This window comes from Alicyclobacillus hesperidum subsp. aegles, from assembly GCF_027923525.1.
GTDB lineage: Bacteria > Bacillota > Bacilli > Alicyclobacillales > Alicyclobacillaceae > Alicyclobacillus > Alicyclobacillus aegles.
Genome location: NZ_BSBJ01000008.1, coordinates 103,273 through 124,267, shown reverse-complemented (window position 1 = coordinate 124,267; position 20,995 = coordinate 103,273). Strand labels below are relative to the sequence as shown.

Annotated in this window: 21 protein-coding genes; 12 read left to right on the top strand and 9 right to left on the bottom strand. The window is 53.0% G+C overall.

Going from position 1 to position 20,995, the window contains the following annotated elements; genetic code table 11:
- Positions 1 to 40: 40 nt before the first annotated feature.
- Positions 41 to 808 (bottom strand): IclR family transcriptional regulator, encoded by a 768-nt coding sequence (locus tag QMF38_RS06860; RefSeq protein ID WP_058095274.1) that lies wholly within the window; start codon positions 806 to 808, stop codon positions 41 to 43.
- A gap of 153 nt (positions 809 to 961) precedes the next feature.
- Between QMF38_RS06860 and QMF38_RS06855 the strand changes: the two genes are divergently transcribed.
- Positions 962 to 1,948: an amidase domain-containing protein gene (locus QMF38_RS06855; RefSeq protein ID WP_058095275.1), complete on the top strand. Its 987-nt coding sequence runs from the start codon at positions 962 to 964 to the stop codon at positions 1,946 to 1,948.
- 87 nt (positions 1,949 to 2,035) lie between these two features.
- Positions 2,036 to 2,500 (top strand): tRNA (uridine(34)/cytosine(34)/5-carboxymethylaminomethyluridine(34)-2'-O)-methyltransferase TrmL, encoded by a 465-nt coding sequence (gene trmL, locus QMF38_RS06850; protein WP_058095276.1) that lies wholly within the window; start codon positions 2,036 to 2,038, stop codon positions 2,498 to 2,500.
- Positions 2,501 to 2,627: 127 nt separating this feature from the next.
- Here trmL and lpdA read toward each other — a convergent pair whose 3' ends face one another.
- The 4 genes from lpdA to pdhA are packed head-to-tail and all read right to left on the bottom strand — an operon-like array spanning position 2,628 to position 7,459.
- The gene (gene lpdA, locus QMF38_RS06845; protein WP_058095277.1) at positions 2,628 to 4,040 is read right to left on the bottom strand and encodes a dihydrolipoyl dehydrogenase; all 1,413 of its coding nucleotides are present in this window, start codon (positions 4,038 to 4,040) and stop codon (positions 2,628 to 2,630) included.
- Positions 4,041 to 4,043: 3 nt separating this feature from the next.
- The gene (locus tag QMF38_RS06840; RefSeq protein ID WP_058095278.1) at positions 4,044 to 5,324 is read right to left on the bottom strand and encodes a dihydrolipoamide acetyltransferase family protein; all 1,281 of its coding nucleotides are present in this window, start codon (positions 5,322 to 5,324) and stop codon (positions 4,044 to 4,046) included.
- Between the two features lie 17 nt (positions 5,325 to 5,341).
- Complete coding sequence (locus QMF38_RS06835; RefSeq protein ID WP_058095279.1) at positions 5,342 to 6,322, bottom strand: alpha-ketoacid dehydrogenase subunit beta; 981 nt, start codon at positions 6,320 to 6,322, stop codon at positions 5,342 to 5,344.
- On the bottom strand, positions 6,323 to 7,459 hold the full coding sequence (pdhA, locus tag QMF38_RS06830; protein ID WP_157057265.1) for a pyruvate dehydrogenase (acetyl-transferring) E1 component subunit alpha: 1,137 nt from the start codon (positions 7,457 to 7,459) through the stop codon (positions 6,323 to 6,325).
- A 141-nt stretch (positions 7,460 to 7,600) separates the two neighbouring features.
- Here pdhA and QMF38_RS06825 point away from each other — a divergent pair, with 141 nt between their 5' ends.
- A complete protein-coding gene (locus QMF38_RS06825) occupies positions 7,601 to 8,329 on the top strand; it encodes an alpha/beta hydrolase (RefSeq protein ID WP_058095281.1) in 729 nt (242 codons plus the stop codon).
- 7 nt (positions 8,330 to 8,336) lie between these two features.
- Here the strand turns inward: QMF38_RS06825 and QMF38_RS06820 are convergent, their stop codons facing one another.
- Positions 8,337 to 8,507 (bottom strand): hypothetical protein, encoded by a 171-nt coding sequence (locus QMF38_RS06820; RefSeq protein WP_281758995.1) that lies wholly within the window; start codon positions 8,505 to 8,507, stop codon positions 8,337 to 8,339.
- 111 nt (positions 8,508 to 8,618) lie between these two features.
- Between QMF38_RS06820 and QMF38_RS14815 the strand changes: the two genes are divergently transcribed.
- From QMF38_RS14815 to QMF38_RS06805, 4 genes are all read left to right on the top strand, one after another.
- Complete coding sequence (locus QMF38_RS14815) at positions 8,619 to 9,551, top strand: trimeric intracellular cation channel family protein (protein ID WP_083496192.1); 933 nt, start codon at positions 8,619 to 8,621, stop codon at positions 9,549 to 9,551.
- A gap of 202 nt (positions 9,552 to 9,753) precedes the next feature.
- A complete protein-coding gene (locus tag QMF38_RS06815) occupies positions 9,754 to 11,652 on the top strand; it encodes a PrkA family serine protein kinase (protein WP_058095283.1) in 1,899 nt (632 codons plus the stop codon).
- Between the two features lie 21 nt (positions 11,653 to 11,673).
- The gene (gene yhbH / locus QMF38_RS06810; protein ID WP_006446484.1) at positions 11,674 to 12,834 is read left to right on the top strand and encodes a sporulation protein YhbH; all 1,161 of its coding nucleotides are present in this window, start codon (positions 11,674 to 11,676) and stop codon (positions 12,832 to 12,834) included.
- Positions 12,831 to 14,279 (top strand): SpoVR family protein, encoded by a 1,449-nt coding sequence (locus tag QMF38_RS06805; RefSeq protein ID WP_058095285.1) that lies wholly within the window; start codon positions 12,831 to 12,833, stop codon positions 14,277 to 14,279. The genes yhbH and QMF38_RS06805 overlap by 4 nt, the downstream gene beginning before the upstream one ends.
- A 128-nt stretch (positions 14,280 to 14,407) precedes the next feature.
- On the opposite strand, the gene QMF38_RS06800 is transcribed toward QMF38_RS06805, so the two are convergent.
- Positions 14,408 to 14,956 carry a transcription repressor NadR gene (locus QMF38_RS06800; RefSeq protein WP_058095286.1) on the bottom strand — a complete coding sequence of 183 codons (549 nt, stop codon included), beginning with the start codon at positions 14,954 to 14,956 and terminating at the stop codon, positions 14,408 to 14,410.
- A 251-nt stretch (positions 14,957 to 15,207) separates the two neighbouring features.
- Here QMF38_RS06800 and QMF38_RS06795 point away from each other — a divergent pair, with 251 nt between their 5' ends.
- The 3 genes from QMF38_RS06795 to QMF38_RS06785 all read left to right on the top strand — a co-directional run bounded on the left by QMF38_RS06795 (position 15,208) and on the right by QMF38_RS06785 (position 16,991).
- Entirely contained in the window at positions 15,208 to 15,789 is a 582-nt protein-coding gene (locus QMF38_RS06795; protein ID WP_058095287.1) for a hypothetical protein, read from the top strand.
- A gap of 89 nt (positions 15,790 to 15,878) precedes the next feature.
- Positions 15,879 to 16,292 (top strand): thiol-disulfide oxidoreductase DCC family protein, encoded by a 414-nt coding sequence (locus QMF38_RS06790; RefSeq protein ID WP_058095288.1) that lies wholly within the window; start codon positions 15,879 to 15,881, stop codon positions 16,290 to 16,292.
- Between the two features lie 69 nt (positions 16,293 to 16,361).
- The gene (locus QMF38_RS06785) at positions 16,362 to 16,991 is read left to right on the top strand and encodes a trimeric intracellular cation channel family protein (RefSeq protein WP_390854210.1); all 630 of its coding nucleotides are present in this window, start codon (positions 16,362 to 16,364) and stop codon (positions 16,989 to 16,991) included.
- A 14-nt stretch (positions 16,992 to 17,005) separates the two neighbouring features.
- On the opposite strand, the gene QMF38_RS06780 is transcribed toward QMF38_RS06785, so the two are convergent.
- Positions 17,006 to 17,623 carry an alpha/beta hydrolase gene (locus QMF38_RS06780; protein ID WP_058095290.1) on the bottom strand — a complete coding sequence of 206 codons (618 nt, stop codon included), beginning with the start codon at positions 17,621 to 17,623 and terminating at the stop codon, positions 17,006 to 17,008.
- A 6-nt stretch (positions 17,624 to 17,629) separates the two neighbouring features.
- Positions 17,630 to 18,586, bottom strand: a complete 957-nt coding sequence (locus tag QMF38_RS06775; protein WP_058095294.1) for a ring-cleaving dioxygenase — start codon at positions 18,584 to 18,586, stop codon at positions 17,630 to 17,632.
- Positions 18,587 to 19,237: 651 nt separating this feature from the next.
- Here QMF38_RS06775 and QMF38_RS06770 point away from each other — a divergent pair.
- Both QMF38_RS06770 and QMF38_RS06765 read left to right on the top strand, forming a co-directional pair.
- Positions 19,238 to 19,603: a TIGR02328 family protein gene (locus tag QMF38_RS06770; protein ID WP_281758993.1), complete on the top strand. Its 366-nt coding sequence runs from the start codon at positions 19,238 to 19,240 to the stop codon at positions 19,601 to 19,603.
- Positions 19,604 to 19,767: 164 nt separating this feature from the next.
- On the top strand, positions 19,768 to 20,979 hold the full coding sequence (locus tag QMF38_RS06765; RefSeq protein WP_281758992.1) for a glycosyltransferase: 1,212 nt from the start codon (positions 19,768 to 19,770) through the stop codon (positions 20,977 to 20,979).
- Positions 20,980 to 20,995: the final 16 nt, after the last annotated feature.

Here is a 20,995-nt window from a genome sequence, read left to right as displayed (position 1 = left end):
CACCTCATTTACGTTCCACTACACGATGGACCCCGATTGCCTAACGCGAGGCGTTTGCAATGGCCTTCGACAAGGTCTGCGCGGCGCCCAATAGGTGGGATACCAAATTCTCCATTTTGGCTTCGGTCAAACGAGTTACAGGCCCCGAGACAGCCAAAGCCGCAATGCAGTCGCCATCCGGCCCGAAGACAGGTGCAGCCATCGCTGCCGCTCCTGCATCCCGTTCCTGAATGCTCACTGCATACCCGTCGGCCCGCACTTGTTGCAGCTGTAATTGCAACTCGTTTACCGAAAAGCCGCTCGGCAGCCGTTCTCTGCGCAGTATTTCGTCGAGTAGATCGACATCAGACCAGGCCAGCAAAACCTTGCCGGACGCACCAATGTACAGCGGATAGCGTTCGCCGACGGTCGCAACATTGCGGATGGGTTCACGGCTTTCTACAGCCTGCACGCGGATGCGTTCGATCCCGCTACGCACATACAGACTGACCGTCTCTCCTGTGCGATCGCGAAGTTCCTCCATAGTGGGCAGCGCGACGGAAGTCCAGCTATCAAAAAGCGGCGCATTCGCCGACAGGCAAAGGGCGCTCCAGCCGAGCATGTACTTGTCAGAACCAGGCTGTCGGCGCACAAAACCCTTTTGCTGCAGCGATAAAAGCAGCCGATGGGCCGTGCTTTTATGCAGTCCGACGTCGCGTGCAATCTCGCTCAGGCTCAATTCGTGAGTGGATTTCGTGAAACAGAGTAAAATGTCGAGCGCCCTTTCGACGGCGCGAACGGTCGTGGGTGGAGTCGATCGATACGGCAAAAAGGACGCCCCCTCTGTTTCATACTGCAAAACGCACTCTTGAGCGAGTATATCACAAACCGCCGCCGACTTGCGTTTTTAGAACATTCCGTAGGTAACGCGGCACGGCGTTTGTCATATGATGCAGCAGCAAGGAGTGAGGTGTGAGACGCCGTGGATTCTTGTATTGAAGCATTGCGCCAGTACTTCGACGCGCGATCACGCGTCTGGTTGACCCGCGATGCGGGATCCTTTGCAGCTCTCAAGGGTGCAGCTGCGAACGAGCCTTGGGTGAAGCGCTCGGTTCATCTGGCGGAACGAAAGCACCGTGCGTATCAAGCACAAGGCAAACAATTGCTACGCGTTCACACGCAAATTGAAGTTCGGGAACTTGTCCAGGGCAAAGAGCCGAATCTCGTACATGCGCGAGCCATCGAACGACTGTGCTGGACATATGAAGATAAACAAAACGTCGTCGAGGTTGAGTGCAGAACTATCGAGCACCGCCAATTGTGGCAGCAACTCGGTCATACATGGCGGCTTGTACAAGCGGAGGAGACCACGGATGGCAGATCGTTTGACAGCGTTAAAGAGACGCGCGGCAACTACGTCTTGCCACGGTTGCCTCAGGATCGCAATCGGCGGCAGGATGTGTACGATAGGGTGCGCGCCACGCGCTACGCCGACGTTTGGTGGGACTCCACCAATCCACAATACCCGCGTTTGGAGGACGACTGTACCAATTTCATCTCGCAGTGCTTGCACGCAGGTGGGATACCCATGTGGGGACAGCCGGATGTAAGTAAGGGATGGTGGATGGATACAAACGATCCGCGGACAGGACGGTGGAGCTACAGCTGGACGACGTCGAACGCGCTCTTTGGCGTTGTCACGTCTGTGCTCGGCGGGCAAGTGGTCGCCAAGGCGAGCGAATTGAAAATGGGCGACTTAATTTTTTACGATTGGAGCGGTTCGGGGACGTATCACCATACGACCATTGTCACAGAATTCGATGCAGCAGGTGAACCTCTAGTCAACGCTCATACGGATGATAGCTTTCATCGGCCGTATTTGTACTACGATAGCCGTGCTTATACCCCCAACACGCGTTACGCATTTGTCCATTTACCCGATCAGATCGCGATCTTGGATAAAGGGTGAATGACGTCCTTCGCGCAGTTCGCATTGGCCCCTCGTCCAAGGCCGTGATAGACTGGTTGCGGACTCGAATTTGGGGGTACATCCGTTATGCACATTGTTCTCGTAGAACCAGAGATACCGGCGAACACAGGAAATATTGCAAGGACTTGCGCTGTGACAGGAAGCACGCTCCACTTGGTACGGCCGCTTGGCTTCTCGACCGATGATCGACAGTTAAAGCGGGCAGGACTCGACTACTGGCATCTTCTCGATATCCGCTATCACGATTCGTTGGATGAGTTGTGGGCGCAGTTCCCGCATGCACGTTTTCACTACGTGGAGACACAAGGCGGCCATTGGTATACAGACGTCACATATACACACGAGGATTTCCTGGTGTTTGGCAAAGAGACAAAGGGACTGCCAAAAGAAGTGCTTGCGGCACATCCAGATCAGGTAATCCGCATTCCAATGCTTCCAGACGCGGCGGCTCGGAGCTTAAATCTGTCGAATGCTGTGGCTGTTGTTGTATTCGAAGCGTTGCGACAGGTGGGCTTTTCTGGCATGGTGTAACGACTTGGGGAACAGGTCAAGGATTGTCGAACTATTGCGCGGGAAATATGTCGAAGATGCGATGACGGCGTCACAATAATGGGCATGAAAAAGCTCAGGCGTTTCGGCCTGAGCTTTTTCATGCTTGTTAACGGGTAATGATATGAATGGGCTCGCCAAGTCCAACTTCGGCAGCTTCCATCACCATTTCTCCCAACGTCGGGTGCGCATGAATGGTGAGTGCGATATCTTCGAGCGTCGCGCTCATCTCGATGGCGAGGCCAAGTTCTGCAATCAAGTTGGACGCTTCGATGCCGACCACTTGGGCGCCTACGAGCACGCCATTTTCCTTGTTGGCAATCAGCTTGATAAAACCAGCGTCCGCATTAAGGGCGGTCGCCCGGCCGTTGGCTGCATACGGGAAGCGGCCAACCGCGATATCGCCGTACTGCTTCTTCGCCTCTTCTTCGGACAAGCCGACAGAGGCCATCTCCGGATCGGAGAAGACGACAGACGGAATGCAACGATAGTCCACGATGCTCGGTTTGCCGGCAATCGCTTCTGCGGCCACTTTGCCTTCATAGGATGCCTTGTGGGCGAGGGCAGCACCCGGCACGATATCGCCGATGGCATAGACGTTCGGATTCGTCGTCCGGCATTGTGCATCCACTTTGACGAGGCCCTTCTCGGTGAGTTCAATGCCCGCGTCGGCAAGACCCAGATCGTCCGTATTCGGGCGACGGCCAACGGTGACCAGGATGTAATCCGCTTCAATCGTCGTTTCCTCGCCAGCTTTGTTCTTGTACGTGAGCTTGACCGCGTCATCCGTCTCTTCGACCGATTGTGCCAAGGCGTTTGTTTCGATCTCGACGTTATACTTCTTCAAGTTGCGTTCCACCAAGCGCACCATTTGCTTGTCGAAGAGCGCCAGGATGCTGTCCAGACCCTCAATGATGGTTACCTGGCTGCCAAACTTCGCAAATGTCTGGCCGAGCTCAATACCGATGTATCCACCGCCGACGACGACGAGGCGGTTCGGAACGTGATCGAGCGCGAGCGCACCAGTCGAGTCGATCACGCGCTTGCCTAGCGGCAAGTTCTTCAACTCGATGGGGCGAGACCCTGTCGCCAGAATACACTGTTGGAACTGGATGCGCTGGCTGCCGTTCTCGTGCATAATGCGTACTTCGTTCGGCTTTGTAAAAAATGCTTCGCCGGAGATGACGTTAATGCGGTTGCCCTTCATCAATTGTTGGACGCCACCGGTCATCTTGTCGACGACGCTTTGTTTCCACGCTTGAACCTTGGCGAAGTCAAGCGCAGCCGTCGTTTCGACGCCTGGGAACGGCGACTCCTTCGCGGCTTCATAGTGATGAGCCGCAGAAATCAGAGCCTTCGAAGGAATACAACCGCGGTTCAGACACACGCCGCCGAGTTCTGCTTTGTCGACGATGGTGACCGACTTGCCAAGTTGTGCCGCGCGAATGGCCGCCACGTAACCGCCAGGGCCAGCGCCGATGACTAGAACTTCAACTTCCTCCAACATATCTCCCACTACCATGGATTACACCTCCAGGAGCAACAAGCGCGGATTTTCCAGCATGCGCTTGATGTCGTTGACGAACTGTTGACCGAGTGCACCGTCGATCACACGGTGGTCGAAGCTGAGTGAAAGTGACATCATTTGACCAACTGCAAATTCTCCATTGCGGATGACCGGCTTTTCCGTAATCCGTCCGACGCCGAGAATTGCCACTTCCGGATAATTGATAATGGGCGTGAAGAACATGCCGCCGGCAGAACCGATGTTGGTGATGGAAATCGTACTTCCGCGCATTTCTGCAGGCGTCAACTTGCCGGCGCGTCCACGCGTGGCGAGATCGTTGATCTCCTCAGCAATCGTCCACATGTTTTTCTTATCGGCGTGACGAACCACTGGCACGAGCAACCCGCGATCCGTGTCTGTCGCAATGCCAATATGGTAGTAGTGCTTAAGGATGAGCTCCTGCTTTTCCTCGTCGTACGTCGAATTCAACTGTGGCTTTGTCCGCAGAGCTGCAATCAACGCCTTGACGATGAACGGCAAGTATGTGATCTTGACGCCGCGCTGTTCCGCAATCGGCTTGATTTCCTTGCGCAGTTTCACGAGTTCCGTCACGTCTACCTCGTCCATCAAGGTGACGTGTGGAGCCGTATACTTGCTCTTGACCATCGCACGTGCAATCGCCTGTCGGATCATCGGCAACGGCACACGTTCTTCGACTTCATCGCCTGTGACGGATACGGCAGCTTGCGTCGTCGGCGCAGCGTCCACACTTGTCGAGGCCTCGACTGGTGCTGGTTGCGCACCGGATTTCGCACGGTCAATGTCTTCTTTCGTCACTTTTCCGTTGTTTCCTGTTCCTTGCACCGCACGAATATCGACGCCAGCCTCGCGGGCATAACGGCGCACTCCGGGCGTTGCAAGCACCTGCTGTGCAGCACTTTGTGCTGTTGTCGTTGCAGTTGCCACTGGCTGTGCTGCCACAGGTGCCGGCTGGGTTTGCGCAGTCGCAGGCTCAGGTGCGGACTGTTGTTGCGCCGGGGCGGCTGCCGGTGCATCTCCTTCGACCTCAATCGTCAGGATGATGTCGCCGACGACGCAGGTCGTTCCTTCGGGAACCTTGATCTCTGCGACTTTGCCACTGACCGGAGAGGGGAGTTCAACAAGCGATTTGTCGTTTTCGATCTCGGCGACAGCGTCGTCCTCCTGAATTTGGTCGCCGGGTTTGACCAGCCATTTGCTGATGCGGCCCTCGTGCAGACCTTCACCTAACTCGGGCAAGCCGAATTCAAACAGAGCCATTCGATCACCTCCAAAAATTAAAGCGTCATCACTTTGTTAAGCGTATCGACGACGTATTGCGGCGTCGGCAACCATTCGTCTTCGATCATGCCAAACGGATAGACGGTGTCAGGCGGCGTCGCACGCAACACAGGAGCCTCCAGGTGATAGATGGCTTGCTCGTTGATCTGTGCGACAATCTCCGCCGCAGCACCAGCCGAACGCTGTGCTTCCTGCACGACAATAGCACGATTTGTCTTCTGAATCGACTTGACAATCGTGTCGATGTCGATAGGGCTGATGGTACGCAAGTCGATGACTTCGGCTTCGAACCCTTTTTCTTTCGACCATTGTTCAGCAGCCTTTTGCGCAACACTGACCATTGCACCGTAGGCGATCACGGTCGCATCCTTACCTTCGCGTACGACATTCGCCACACCAAGCGGAATGGTGTAGTCGTCTTCTGGAACCTCTTGACGGAACGAACGGTACAACTTCATATGCTCGAGGAAGATGACAGGATCCGGATCGCGAATGGCCGCAAGCAACAGTCCTTTAGCCTCGTATGGGTTGCTTGGGATAACCACTTTGATCCCGGGTGTCTGCACGAACAATCCTTCCAAGCTGTCTGCGTGCATCTCGGGTGTATGTACACCGCCGCCGAACGGAGAGCGGATGGTCACAGGTGCAGTATAGCGGCCACCCGAGCGGTACCGCGTGCGTGCAAGTTGTCCCGCGATTTGGTCGAAGGCCTCAAAAACGAAGCCGAAGAACTGAATTTCTGGAACAGGACGAAATCCTTGAATGGCCAAGCCGTTCGCCAACCCAATAATGCCACTTTCCGCAAGCGGTGTATCAAAGACGCGATCTGCGCCGTATTTCTTCTGTAGCCCTTCTGTCGCGCGGAACACGCCGCCGTTATTACCCACGTCTTCGCCAAACACGAGCACGCGTTCGTCGCGCGCCAACTCGAGGTCGAGCGCGTGCGTGATCGCTTGAATCATCGTCATTTGCGCCATTTAGTTCGCCCCCTCGCCGGTGATCTCTGCGCGTTGCCGTTTCAGCGTCTGCGTCGGCTCCGCAAACATCGTATCGATGAGGTCGGCTACCGTCATCTTTTCCGCTTCATCAGCTTGCTTTAAGGCCTGATTGACGATTTCCTTTGCCTCTTCGATGTACGCCTGTTCTTCCGACTCTGACCAGATTCCTTTGCTCTCCAAATACTTGCGGAAACGGATGAGCGGATCTTTGCGTTCCCACTCTTCTTGCGTCTCTTTGGTGCGGTAGCGCGTCGGATCGTCGCCGGACATCGTGTGCGGACCGTAGCGGAACGTCACGGCTTCAATCATCGTCGGCCCTTCACCAGCGCGAGCGCGTTCCACGGCTTCGTGCGTGACATGATAAACGGCAAGCACATCCATGCCATCGACTTGCACGCCTGGGATACCAGCTGCGACTGCCTTTTGCGCGAGCGTCTTGGCGCGGGTTTGCAATTCGCGAGGAACGGAAATTGCGTACTGGTTGTTTTGCACGAAGAACACCGCCGGCAGGTTCATGGCGCCCGCAAAGTTCATGCCTTCGTAAAAGTCGCCCTGCGACGTGCCACCGTCGCCCGTAAAGGTGATGGCAACCCGCTTCTCGCCGCGCAGTTTAAAGGCGAGAGCAACACCCGGCGTCTGGACAATCTGTGCGCCAATGATGATCTGGGGGAGCATGCAGTTAACGCCTTCCGGAACCTTGCCACCGAGTTGGTGACCGCGTGAGTAAAGAAACAGTTGATGCAGGGGATAGCCGTGGAAGTAACATTGCGGAATATCCCGATAGCCAGGGAGCAAAAAGTCTTCTTTTTGCGTCGCGAATTCGCATCCAATCATGGACGCCTCTTGACCCGCGACCGGGGCATAAAAGCCGAGTCGGCCTTGGCGCGACAGCTTAATGGCACGCTGATCCCAAATCCGCGTGAAGACCATGCGTTTCATCAGTTCTCGCAACTGCTCGTCGGAAAGTGACGGAAGCAGGTCAGGGTTTGTCACATTCCCGTTTTCGTCCAGAATCTGAACGTACGGGGTTTCGTATTGAGCAACCGCTTGGCTCAAATCTGTCACCTCATATCTAAAGTAGTGATACAGGTCGATAAATATTATAATACACCACATCGGAACGTGCGAAACGATCACGATTCAGCGCGAAATGTTCTGTTATAGAATAAGCTTGCTTTACGAGTATAACAGCTGTGTACAGCGCTTTCACAGACGATTTGGCGCGATCGCACGGCAGCACGAGGAGGCTGGCGAACGATGTCGGAACTTCACCCCCGAAAAGTTGCATCTCACGTGATCACAAGCCGCGCTCTTGGCGGGGAGGAGCGGGCCCTTAAGGTTTTTGTGCCGCCGGTTGCCGAGGGACACGGTCCACTTCCGGTCGTATATTGCCACGACGGGATTGAGTTTTTTACGCATGGCAGAACGGCGACCATTGCCCACGAATTGATGTCGGAAGGGCAACTGCCTCCGTTTTACATCGTCGGCATCGCCGTCAATTTGGACAAGCGGCGCGACGACTATGCCATGGATGGCGCACGCCATCGCCAGTATCTGCAGTTTGTAGCCGAGGAATGCATTCCGTACTTAGACGCGATGTATCCAATGGACGATCGCGCTCGCTATATGGCAGGGATTTCGCTGGGGGCGGTCGCGACACTCAGTTTCGTATTGACGTATCCGCAGTGGTTTCATCGGACGATTTTGTTCTCTGGCGCATATTTTCCGGAGTATCAAAGGCGGATTGAACAAGAGCCGGATTTGTCGCGGTTGGCTGCGTATATGTTCATTGGAGACGAGGAAGCTCAGGCGCAGACGCCGTCGGGCGTTTACGACTTTTTGTCGTACAACCAGTCCATGCGAGACCTTTTGATCGATCGCGGTGCCGATATTACCTATCGCGTCGGCCCCGGCAATCACATCTGGGGCGTGTGGCAAAAGCAAATCCCGGACGCGCTCATCTGGCTTGCGAACCGGGATCGATAATCATTATTTATTGGTGTTTTCTTTTCTCTTGTTCTCGCCAATTCCCGTCCATCGCCTTGACCGTGCTGTCCGTCGGTTCATGGTAACGTTTGTCCTTTTGTACCGAGTCGGAACCGGTTAAGGCGATGGTCATATCCTGGATTTTGTTCCGTCCTTCTGGGGGTTTGCCGTAAGCCATTTTTGATTCATCTCCCTTCATGATGTTTGACAGTTTGTCCTGTTTGAGTTAGGTCATGCTTGCAATCCAAGTTTTTTGTTTTGGATGTAGAACACGACATGAATTGTTTTAATGAAGCCTGGGCTGAGTCGTAAACGCGGGAGATGTAATAAGAGATATGATATAATGACGACGTCGAAACGTACGCTGTACTTGAATCTTCATAGGGCACCAGTTTCGACAAATTATCAGATGTTGTATCATGTTGTGGATTGGTTAAAAAATACATTTGTGTTTTTTACTACTCCACCGAGATTTACGTCCGTATATGGATGTAAATTCTCGGTGTTTTTTGCGTTCATAAAAGAAAATGCACTCAGTAGTCATCGGAAGCGCAGTGGCCAGCTTAAAACTGTCAGGATGAGGGGAGGAAAAAATGGGAATATGGAGTGGATAATGATACATTTCTTGGGTGTGTTTTTCTATGCAGCGAGTGGTGCGTTTGCAGCCTTTACTGCCCGATACAAACTCGTAGGTGTGCTCACTCTAGGATTAACTAATGCATTTGGCGGTGGAGTAGTCCGGAACCTTGTCTTTGGAGTGCCAGTTACAAATGTAACTAGCACAGAAACCTTATGCATTATTTTGTCTACTCTTGTTTTCCTTTTTGTGGTATCACGTTATTTTGTCCATCACTGGAGGCGTTGGGGATTATGGTTCGACTCGGTGGGGCTTGTCTCCTATGCGCTTCAGGGCGCCATATATGCGAAGTCCCACAGTGGATCGTTCGGAATGATTATTATATCTGCACTCTTGACGAGCACTGGTGGGGGAATCATACGTGACTTATTGGCAAGACGTCGTCCCTCAGTTTTCCAGCACGAGGTGCATGCTTTGCTGGCAGTGGGTTTGGGAGCGGCAGTATACTTTGCAGGAAATATGTGTATCAAGGGTATCGCGTTGCCCCTCCTGATCGTGTTTGCAGTGGGAATACGCATGTATACTATGCACCTAGCCAAAACAAACAACGGAAAGCTGAAAATTGGACTTCATCGACCGTCTTAATAGCATTCAGTACATCTCAACGCTTTAGGAAATCTCCCTCCTTAGTGCGTCCTTTGCAAAAGAGATGCCAGGACTGGCCCAAAACTGACAGCATGGGCATGTTGGCAAGCCAAAACGGAATAGGATGAACAAAGGCGTCCAGTCTGTTGCAGGTCGCTTCAGGCGAGAAGACGTGCAACCGATCCTGGAGGAGGATGGGACCATGAGTTTTCTTGACCGACTGAACTCGTATCGCGCGGAGGAAGAAGCTCTGCGTTGGAAAGGAACGTTTGCTGATTACCTGGAAATCGTTCGCGAGAACCCCGATGTTGTCAAGACGGCCCATGCTCGAATTTATGACATGATTGCCTCTGAGGGTATTGAGACGGACGCCGACGGCAACCATCATTACCTATTTTTCGAAAGGGAAATGTATGGACTGTCGGCGACGCTTGAGCGCCTTGTCGAGGAATATTTCCACGCTGCAGCCCGGCGGACCGATGTCCGGAAACGGATCCTTCTCTTAATGGGCCCCGTAAGCGGCGGCAAGTCGACCATCGTCACGATGCTAAAACGCGGGCTTGAACGCTATTCGCGCACACCTTCTGGCGCCGTCTACGCGATTGCCGATTGCCCGATGCACGAGGAACCACTGCACTTGATTCCACAGGAACTGCGCAGTGAGTTTGAGGCGGAGTATGGCGTTCGCATCGAAGGCAATCTCTGCCCAAGTTGCCGCATGCGGCTCGATGAGGAGTTCGGCGGGCGGATCGAGCAAGTGCCTGTCGAACGCGTCTTGCTGTCGGAGGAGCGGCGCGTCGGCATCGGCACATTCAGCCCGTCCGATCCGAAGTCGCAAGACATCGCCGACCTCACCGGCAGCATCGACTTTTCGACAATCACGGAGTACGGTTCCGAGTCCGATCCGCGGGCGTACCGGTTCGATGGCGAGTTGAACAAGGCCAATCGCGGTCTGATGGAGTTCCAAGAGATGCTCAAGTGTGACGAGAAATTCCTGTGGCACTTACTTAGCCTTACGCAGGAAGGCAATTTTAAGGCTGGCCGTTTTGCCTTGATTTCGGCCGACGAAATGATCGTCGCACATACCAATGAGGCGGAATATCGTGCATTTGTCTCCAACAAAAAGAACGAGGCTTTACAATCGCGCATGATTGTCATGCCTGTGCCCTATAACCTGCGCGTCGATGACGAAGTCAAAATTTACGAGAAACTGGTTCAGCAGAGTGACTTGAAGCATGTGCATATCGCGCCCCATGCCCTGCGCACGGCTGCAATTTTCTCGATTCTTACCCGGCTGAAGGAATCGAAGAAGCAGGGCGTCGATCTATTGAAGAAGCTTTACTTGTACAATGGCCAGACCGTGGAAGGAATGAAGGAAGCAGACGTCAAGGAACTTCGCACAGAGTTCCCCGACGAAGGTATGTCTGGGCTCGATCCGCGCTACATCATCAACCGTATATCCACAGCGCTCATTCGCCGCGATACGCAGTGCATCAATGCGCTCGACGTCTTGCGCGCAATCAAGGACGGCCTGGATCAACATCCGTCGATCTCGGCGGAGGATCGCGAACGGCTGCTCAATTTTATCGCCATGGCGCGGCGTGAATACGACGAGATGGCCAAGACGGAAGTGCAAAAGGCGTTCGTCTATTCGTTTGAGGAATCGGCAAAGACCCTGCTGGATAACTACCTCGATAACGTCGAGGCATACTGCAACTGGCAAAAACTGAAAGATCCCCTGACAGGCGAGGAGATCGATCCCGATGAAAAGTTGATGCGTTCCATTGAGGAGCAGATCGGCATTTCGGAAAACGCGAAACGGGCGTTCCGCGAAGAAATTTTGATTCGCATATCCACGTATGCCCGCCGCGGCAAGCGGTTTGATTATCATTCGCATGAGCGGTTGCGCGAAGCGATCGAAAAGAAGCTGTTTGCGGACTTGAAAGACGTCGTCAAGATTACGACTTCCTCCAAGACGCCGGACGAAGCGCAGCTGAAAAAGATCAACGAGGTAACCGCACGATTGATCGACGAACACGGATATTGCTCGGTTTGCGCAAACGAGTTGTTGCGGTATACCGGTAGCTTGCTCAATCGCTGACAAGGCGGGGGGAGAGGCGGCGTGATCGAATTTACCTTGGAGCGTGAAGACTGGTCCTTGCATCGCAAGGGCCAGCAAGATCAGGAACGGCATCGAGAAAAGGTGAGAGAGGCGATTCGCGAGAATCTGGCCGATCTCGTCAGCGACGAAAGCCTCATCATGAGTGACGGCAAGCAGATTGTGAAGGTCCCGATACGTTCGCTGGAGGAATACCGGATTCGTTACAACTTCCAAAAGGGACGCCATGCCGGCACGGGTTCTGGCAACACACAAGTGGGCGACGTCGTCGCCCGTGGTCGTCCGGATCAGGACGGTGCACCTGGGCCAGGGCAGGGCGAGGGGGCCGGCGAGCAGCCAGGTGTCGATTACACCGAGGCGGAAGTGACCTTGGACGAAATTCAAGCGGTACTCTTTCGGGAATTGGAGCTTCCTGACCTGGCCGACAAAGAGGCGGCGGATATGACCGTGGAGACGGTCGATTTTCGCGACGTGCGAAAAAAAGGGCTATCCACGAACATTGATAAAAAGCGTACGTTGCTACAAGCCATCCGCCGTGCAGGGCGTCCGCATGAAAAACGGGTGAGCATCACGCCGGAAGACCTTCGCTATAAGACCTGGGAAGATATCACGAAGCCGGATTCCAACGCGGTCATCCTGGCGATGATGGACCTGTCCGGGTCTATGGGGTTGTTTGAAAAATATTGTGCCCGTACATTCTTCTTCTGGATGACGCGCTTCTTACGGACGAAGTACGCGAATGTGCAAATTCGCTACATCGCGCACCATACGGAGGCGCACGAAGTCGATGAAGAGCATTTCTTCAATAAAGGTGAAAGCGGGGGCACGATATGCTCCTCCGCCTATGAATACGCATTGACGATGATCCGAAACGAATATCCACCCGAACGTTATAACATTTACCCGATCCACTTTTCGGACGGTGACAACTTGACTTCCGACAACGAAAAATGCGTCAAATTGGTCACAGAGTTGTGTGCCATGTCGCGCATGTTTGGGTATGCGGAGGTGAACCAGTACTCGCGCGCGTCAACACTGATGAGCGCCTACGGAAAGTTTGAACTTCCGCAATTCCGGAAGTACGTCATTCGTGAAAAATCGGAAGTTTACGGAGCGTTACGCCATTTCTTTTCGCAAAGCAGCGGCGGGGTGAGAAGCGCATGACCAACGAAGAAATGGCACAACTTGGCGCCAGTATCGAACAGATGACGGACATCGCCAAATCGTTCGGGCTCGATTTTTACCCCATGCGATATGAGGTATGTCCGGCGGATATTATCTATACCTTTGGTGCGTATGGCATGCCGACGCGGTTCCACCACTGGTCGTTTGGTAAACAATTCCACAGGATGAAACTCGATTATGATCTCGGTATGAGTCGGATTTATGAACTCGTCATCAATTCCAATCCTTGTTACGCATTCTTGCTCGATGGCAACACACTTCTCCAGAACAAGACTGTTTGTGCGCACGTGTTAGGGCACTGTGACTTCTTTAAGAACAACGCAACATTTCGCTATACTTCCCGCGATATGGTGGAACGCATGGCCGCCAGTGCGGAACGCATTTACCATTATGAACTACAGTACGGACGGGGCCGGGTTGAGCAGTTGCTTGACGCAGGCCTTGCGCTCTCTGAACACATCGACGCTTCGACGGATGGACGCAATGCGCGTAAAGTCGTGAAACAGCAACAGTTCCTGCAGCGTCGCGGCGATAATCAGGTGGTTTTTAAATCGAATCCACATGCGCGTACACCATACGATGATCTCTGGGAGTTGGATGGCAAGCCACCTGCAGACGATGGAAAAAAACCGATTGTCAAACCGAGAGCAGCGCAGAAGGACGTCATGTTGTTTATCATTGAGAACAGTCCGGCACTGGAGGAGTGGGAGCGCGACATTCTCTCCATTTTGCGCGAAGAAATGCTTTATTTCTGGCCTCAACTCGAGACGAAAATCATGAACGAAGGCTGGGCCACATATTGGCATTTGCGAATCATGCGCGAGATGGACTTGACGGACGATGAGGCCATCGAGTTTGCCAAAATGCATTCCGGCGTTGTGTTGCCATCGCGGATGAGTATCAATCCTTACCACATCGGACTGGCGATTTGGGAAGATATTGAACGGAGATGGAATGAACCAACCGTTGACGAGATCGACAAGTTTGGGCGTCAACCAGGGCAGGGTCGCGAAAAGATTTTCGAAGTGCGCGAGATGGAGAACGACGTTTCGTTCCTGCGCAATTATCTCACAAAAGATCTGATTGAGAAGTTGGATCTATATCTATACCAGAAGGTTGGTAACGATTGGCGCGTCGTGGAGACAGACTGGGAAAAGGTTCGTGACACCATCGTCGCCTCCCGCGTCAATGGTGGAATTCCCGTACTGTACGTCGAAGATGGAGACTATAATCGGAATGGCGAGTTGTACATCAAACACGAGTACGAGGGTGTGGAGTTAGACCTGCGGCATCTGGAGCGCACATTGCCGTACCTACATCGAGTCTGGGGCAGGCAAGTGCATTTGCAAACCGTTGTCGAAGGCCGGGATGTGATCTTTTCCTATGACGGAAAGAAGACACAGCGGCGGTTTGTCAAGGAGTAAAGTGGTTTGGCGAGATCAGGACTGGTGCGTGGCGAATTGGAGCGGGTGGGTGAAGGTCGTCCAGGGACGGCCTTTTACCATGTATGGGCGCGTGCAGGCGAACGACGGGAGGGTGCCGGACATTGCAACTATCTCTCCGGCACAATCGGCAATTCACCATTTGCGAGAAGCTGGATTCCCGCCTGTGTCAGTTGGTGGACGGCTGCATGCAACTGCTCGTCTTCCTGGTATTCCACGCGGTGATAGTGATAACCACCTGTCAATGTCGACAGTAAAGGCGCTTGTTCTGTGCGAATTCTTTGCATAAATAAGTCGACGTCGCGGCGTGAAGATAACAACAGGTTGCCCACCAATTCCCCGTAGACTGGGTGCTCTACACGCACATCGAGCACACGCAGGCCGCAGTCAACCAGAATGCACAGTTCCGCTTCGGTTTGCTCCGGCGTATGCGAGACAGCCAAAACGGTTTGTTTGTTGGCTGGCAGTACAGACTCGATAAGGTATCCTTTTGGGGTTGCAAAGATTCGTTGCCCAGCGGCGCGCAAAAGCGCAATGTCGTGCACAATGACCTGGCGCGTTACGCCTAGTTCGTCGGCGAGCGCCTGGCCTGGGATGGGCGCCGTCGCATTGACCAACAGTTCGAGTAAAGCAGCTTGCCGATTCGTTAGTGGGGGCACGTTGTTCACCCTTTGTGAGATTCGTTGTTTCCATTACAGATTGTACTCAATGTGCCCGCCGCTTGCACCTTGATCCACGAAGGGCAAATCATGGCGCTTTACCCTGTATTGCAATCGTCATTTACCGCATTTGCCGCTGTTCATAAAATCGTCAAATGTGTGAGGGCTTTCTTCTGAGGCGTTTTTGAGTTAGGAGGTTCAGCATACCCATTGGCGCGCGATCGCGCTGATTTTACAAGGGAGATGGGTGTATGAACCGCAAGCAACAGATTAGCATGTTTGGAATTACAGCAGTGGCCATTCTGGCCTTGGCTGGGTGTGGTACATCTGCCAATAGCACGAGTGGTAACAGCACAAGTGGCGGTGCGGCAAGTACAACCGTTTCTTCGGCAAAACACACGACGTCGGGGGACAAGGCTACCAGCGCAAAGAAATCTGTGGCAGCTAAAAGTACAACCAAGAAAGCCACGACCAAAGGTACCGCAGCGACCTCGAACCAATCGAAGTCAGATAGTGTCCATGCGGCGAACACCATCACAGTGACCTCGCCAAAAGCGGAACAAATGGTCGCGCCAGGGCAGACGTTAACCGTTACAGGCACAGTTGCCAATGGTTTTGCGCAGAAGGACGTACAGGTAACACTCTTCGATGGCACCGCGCACGGTTCCAAGACGCTGGTGACGAGAATTTTCCAAGCTGGCAAAAACGATACATGGAGCGGGACGATTGCCGTTCCCAAGAGTTTGCCGAAGTCCAGCACAGAGCTTGCTCTGGACGCTGAGGTGTTGGTCAAAGACGGACCACATGTACAAACCGTACTTAAGGTAAAGTAAAGCATGCTATACAATGAACGCGCCGGACATTCCGACGCGTTCATTGTATATTGGGAGTATGGGGTCACCTCTAGTGCGGTGGTGAGGGTATGGCGGAGGATGACAAAATCATTGTTTTGTTTGACGGTGTTTGTCCACTGTGTAACGGAATCGTGGATTGGCTTTTGCGGCGTGATCGTAAAGATATCTTGCGATTTGCTTCATTGCAGTCGCCATTTGCCGAAAAGTTGCTGGAACAACACGGAATGAGCAGACGATGCCGGAACTCGGTGTTTGTCTTCTTTCGTGGTAAGCTTTATGAACGATCCTCCGCTGTTGTGCAAATCTGCACGGAACTTCCCTGGCCTTGGTCGTGGTTGAGCTATTTTCGATGGATTCCACAGCAGACACGCGATACAATCTACGACTGGGTTGCTAGGCACCGTTATGCTTGGTTCGGCCAGCGTAACGCCTGTCGGATTCCGGCACCCAACGAACGGAAGAAGTTTCTCGACGATTGGTGATGCGGCGGTCGTTGCGGTCGAACGTAGGCGCATCATTGTCGCTGCTTGTACGGCAGGAGGTGATTCGCAATCGTCTGGGGCGTTTTGAACATCATTGGTACGATTGCCTTCGCGGTCAGCGGCTCGCTGGTAGCGATTGAGGAGCAGTTTGATCTATTAGGTGTATTTATCTTGGGATTCGTCACTGCGTTCGGTGGCGGCATGATTCGCAATTTAATAGTTGGATTGCCGGTAGCGAATATCTGGCACCAGCCATCACTGTTTCTGACGGCCACCATTACAATATGTATTGTATTTGTGTTGCCCTATGAGTGGATGCATCGTTGGCAACGAGTTGTCAGCTTTTTTGATGCGATTGGGTTATCTGCTTTTGCGATCGAAGGAGCGACTTACGCCCATCATGTACATAGTACATTCGCGACCACACTTGTGGCCGCTCTCATGACGGGTATTGGTGGAGGAATCATCCGCGACGTTTTGGCGGGGCGCAAGCCACTCGTATTTCAATCCGAAATCTATGCTGTTTGGGCGTTGTTTGCGGGGCTCTGTGTCGGACTGGGCATCGTTCCGGTGGCACCCGCTCAGTACGCCTTATTTGTAATAGTCGTTGTGCTGCGAATGATCTCTCTACATTATGGGTGGCACCTGCCCAAGAAGTGGACTCCGGCTACCGGTGAACACATCCATCACGATGTGTAAATCGTGCACGAAGCCTAGTTTTGCAACTGTTCCATCCACTTTCGGGCCACCGCAAGTTCTGAATTTGTTAAGCCGTGTCCAGCATTTTTCCAGTTTAAGGCGATGTCTGCACCCGCCTGTTGGAACATCTGTGCAAGCCTCTCACTGTTGTTTGGTGGAACAATTGGATCATGTCTTCCTGATAGCATCAGCACACGCTTGCCTGCCAGGTCGGGCAGTTCTGCTGGTTCAAGTGGAACCATCGCGCGGAACAAGACGGCTCCTGATAAAATGGCCGGCTCAAGGAACAGCAAACTAGCCGCTATATTGGCTCCATTCGAGTAACCTACGGCATAGATTCGTTCTGGGTTAAGCGAATACGTCTTGGTTGCTTCCTCAATAAATCGAGCAAGTTCATGCGTGCGGAAAATCAGGTCCTCTTCATCGAATACACCTTCGGCTAGTCGACGGAAAAAACGTGGCATGCCGTTTTCAAGGACTTTACCGCGTACCCCAAGCATTGCGGCATGAGGAGCTAAAAACCGCGCAAGGGGAAACAGGTCCTCTTCGTTTCCCCCGGTGCCATGTAATAGAAGCAAAGTGGTCTCGTTCGTACCAGTCGCAGACGGAATCCACTTGTGTATGAAGGTCATCGTGAATTACCCCCTGATCTTCGGAACGGTGATAGGTGGTAATTGAGCTTCCAGGTTGGAACGAGTGGGCTCAAGCCATTCGGGCAGCTTTAAACTCGATCCCAAGTTCTCGACGGATTCATCGATCGCGAATCCCGGCGGATCGGTTGCCAATTCAAACAGAACACCGCCTGGCTCGCGGAAGTAAACGGATTTGAAGTAATTGCGGTCTTTGACTTCCGTGACATGTAACCCGACATTCAGAAGTTTTTGTTGCCACCAAACGAGTTCTTCTTCATTGGCTACACGCCAAGCAATATGGTGAATGGTTCCGATGGATTGTCTCCCATACGCGGCATCTTCCTGGCTAATGACGTCAATCATGGTTCCAGGTCCGCCTTCTCCAACCTCATAGCGAAAACGGTACCCGTTCTGTTCAATCAACCGAAAGCCCATCACGTCCTTAAGCAACGCGGAAGTTAACACGTGATTCTTCACTTTTATGGTAACGCTGTAGAAACCGCGGATCGCATGCTCGCTTGGCACAGGGCCGTCTTGCCACCCTGGTCTTTTCTCGGCTCCTTTATGTGCAACCAGTTCGAGCGCAAGACCATCGGGATCGTAAAACGTGATGACTTGTCGATCATGCGATCGCGCTTGCGGACCGCTGACAGACAAGCCATGGTCTTGTAACCGTTGGATCCAGAAGGCGATTGATTCAGGGCGAATGGAGAACGACGTCACGGTTGCCTGACCTGCTCCGCTGCGCCCTCTTGGGCCTTCGCCGAACGGGAAGAACGTGAAGATGGTCCCGGGATTGCCGACGGTGTCACCATAATAAAAGTGGTACACGTCCGGTGCATCAAAGTTTACTGTCTTCTTCACCAACCGAAGCCCGAGAACGCCAACGTAAAAATCTATATTTGCTTGTGCAATGCCGGACATGGCGGTGATATGATGAATGCCGAGAATTTCTTTACTCACAAAATCCAGCTCCTTATGAACCTGAAGTTCGCACGCTCTGTGTTCGGTGACTGCGACCGCAATGGCGTTGACCATTCGGTTTGGGCATCTTTCATTGTGTCCTGCTACCTCACGGATCTCCCCATAAACAGAATCATAGTGACCCAAATAGACCTGCCGTATCCGCAAAGCGTTTATCGGACGCTCAAGTGTTCAAATCGAAGAACTAGGTCAATCGTAATCAGGACATGTAGATTCACAAAATATATCAGCTAACTTTTTGTAACCATGAGTAACAAACAATACACTACATCGGTGGCTTACCGTTGTCAATGCATACGTGAAAAGGACGGGCGAAAGGAGAAAGTGATCCGGGCATAGAGAGCGCGCCGACAGGCAGAATCTATTTATCAAGTGTGTTGATGAGTATCATCATAGCTGTATATTTCATAGCAGCCATCGCCGTGTTCATTGTCAGAGATCAAACGCGCCGGCACGAGATACCATCTGTTCGTGATGTGCACGAAACACTATAAAATGATTGCGCTTAGCCTTTCCTCAAAAAAATCTCAATGAAGTCTCAATGCTTTATCTGTATACTGAACATGTACCTTGTCCCCCAAAGTACCAAACGTTGTACCGGGGGACTCAGTTGCGTTCAAGGAGGCACGCATGCGCCTGTGGCATGAAGCTTTGATTGCTGTTTTGCCGCGCCAGCAACTTTTGGGTCAGCATCGAGAGTGTTGTGCTTTGCGCGGACTTGGCTGGAATCGTCCGCATGCGACTGTCAACTATGTGTTTCGTCATCCTTATGAATACCTCGTCCAGTACCACGCTCTCGTGATGGACGAAATGCAGGTACACGGCTATCGCGTCGCACCAGAGTGGCGCGTGCCGGGCTACCGCGGGCGACGCCTTGAGCCCATCGCAATTGATCCGCGTCAATACTCGCCAACAAGGCCGATTTACCCTGAGCACGATGCTAGATATTTGCAGGAGTGCCGTGAAAACCTGCGCCGGAAGGGTATCCACCTTTGACTGCATGCGTTTGACTGTATGGGCTGTGGCACCCTCGTCATCCCGAAAGGTGTGCCCCTATGTGTTTCGTTGTTGATGCCTTTCCCTTTGTGTAGACTAGGGACGTTCACAGCGAGGCAATCATGGCAGATATCAATGCAGCCTATTGAATAGGGGGAAGACCCGTGACCAGGGCGAAACCGACCGTTTTGGTCGTTTCCTACTTTGCGCCGCCGCAGTTGAATGCGGAGGCGATTTTGGTGTGGAAGACGTTGCGCGAGTTGGCCAGCCACTTTCGGCTACGGCTTGTTACAAGCGATGAAAGAGCGGGATCGGATGCACGTTTGCAGTTGCCAGATGCAGTGGATGTGATCCGTTCGCGGACATGGAAGCCCACGGCCTATAAACCGCGGCGGGCTCTGGAGAAGCTGATGGGGCTTGTGGTTGATGAAAACTATTTGTGGGCGAAAGCTACTCATCTAGGTGCAAACGAAAGTCAGTGCGATGTGATTTATAGCCGCTCTCAACCCGGTGCCAGTCATATTCTGGCGTTAGGTATTAAGCGGCGTACAGGGAGACCTTGGGTTGCACAGTTTAGCGATCCATGGGCAAATAACCCATATCACGTCCATCATACGAGCAGGCGCAAGCTATTCAATCAGCGGATGGAACAAGCTGTTGTCGAGGAAGCCGATGTGCTGATTTTCCCAACTGCGGAAATTCAGGAGATGTACGAACGGTCGTACCCGGCATTGCCGCTCGCGCAGAAATCGGTGATTTTGCCGCATCACTTCACACCGGAACTCTATCCCAACGCTGTTGCGCGAGCACCAGAGCTCGTTGACAAGTTGGTCTTCTCCTATTTAGGGGATTTTTACGGAGCGAGATCTCCCGAACCGTTCCTGGCAGGCTTGCACAAAGCTGTGGCGGCCGAGCCTGCGATGGCAGCGCGCACAGTGGTGCAGTTTTTCGGCAACGTGGAGGCCAAATTTGCCGATCTCGTCGCACAGTCGCCGGTTCCTGTGCATCGGGGTCGCGTATCGTATCTAGAAAGTTTGAACATGATGCGGCAGGCAGACGTCCTTCTATTGATTGACGCTCCATCCGCGAATGGGAGAAATCCATTTTTGGCGTCCAAGTTGATCGATTATCTGGGAGCGGGGAGGAGAATCCTGGGTATTACGGACGAACAAGGAACGGCGGCAGATATTTTGCGTCAGCACGGCCATTTCGTTGTCAGCCCGTGCGATGTCGATGGTGTTGAAAAGGGCATTCGCCGTTGTTTTGCCGAGTTTCAATCTGGCGTGGCGAATCAGATTGCCATTCCGGAAGAGTTTACGACGCAGCACGTGGTTGGCCGACTGGCCGAATTGATGGAACGCTTGCTGCACAAATGACAAAAGTGAGGTTACG

Coding starts and splice junctions, on each gene's coding strand:
- QMF38_RS06805 (WP_058095285.1), top strand. CDS start 12,831: ATGACCAACGAAGAAATGGCACAACTTGGCGCCAGTATCGAACAGATG.
- QMF38_RS06780 (WP_058095290.1), bottom strand. CDS start 17,623: ATGACCTTCATACACAAGTGGATTCCGTCTGCGACTGGTACGAACGAG.
- QMF38_RS06840 (WP_058095278.1), bottom strand. CDS start 5,324: ATGGCTCTGTTTGAATTCGGCTTGCCCGAGTTAGGTGAAGGTCTGCAC.
- QMF38_RS14815 (WP_083496192.1), top strand. CDS start 8,619: ATGAAGCCTGGGCTGAGTCGTAAACGCGGGAGATGTAATAAGAGATAT.
- QMF38_RS06815 (WP_058095283.1), top strand. CDS start 9,754: ATGAGTTTTCTTGACCGACTGAACTCGTATCGCGCGGAGGAAGAAGCT.
- QMF38_RS06825 (WP_058095281.1), top strand. CDS start 7,601: ATGTCGGAACTTCACCCCCGAAAAGTTGCATCTCACGTGATCACAAGC.
- lpdA (WP_058095277.1), bottom strand. CDS start 4,040: ATGGTAGTGGGAGATATGTTGGAGGAAGTTGAAGTTCTAGTCATCGGC.
- QMF38_RS06835 (WP_058095279.1), bottom strand. CDS start 6,322: ATGGCGCAAATGACGATGATTCAAGCGATCACGCACGCGCTCGACCTC.
- QMF38_RS06790 (WP_058095288.1), top strand. CDS start 15,879: ATGGCGGAGGATGACAAAATCATTGTTTTGTTTGACGGTGTTTGTCCA.
- pdhA (WP_157057265.1), bottom strand. CDS start 7,459: ATGTGGTGTATTATAATATTTATCGACCTGTATCACTACTTTAGATAT.
- QMF38_RS06770 (WP_281758993.1), top strand. CDS start 19,238: ATGCGCCTGTGGCATGAAGCTTTGATTGCTGTTTTGCCGCGCCAGCAA.
- QMF38_RS06820 (WP_281758995.1), bottom strand. CDS start 8,507: ATGGCTTACGGCAAACCCCCAGAAGGACGGAACAAAATCCAGGATATG.
- trmL (WP_058095276.1), top strand. CDS start 2,036: ATGCACATTGTTCTCGTAGAACCAGAGATACCGGCGAACACAGGAAAT.
- QMF38_RS06795 (WP_058095287.1), top strand. CDS start 15,208: ATGAACCGCAAGCAACAGATTAGCATGTTTGGAATTACAGCAGTGGCC.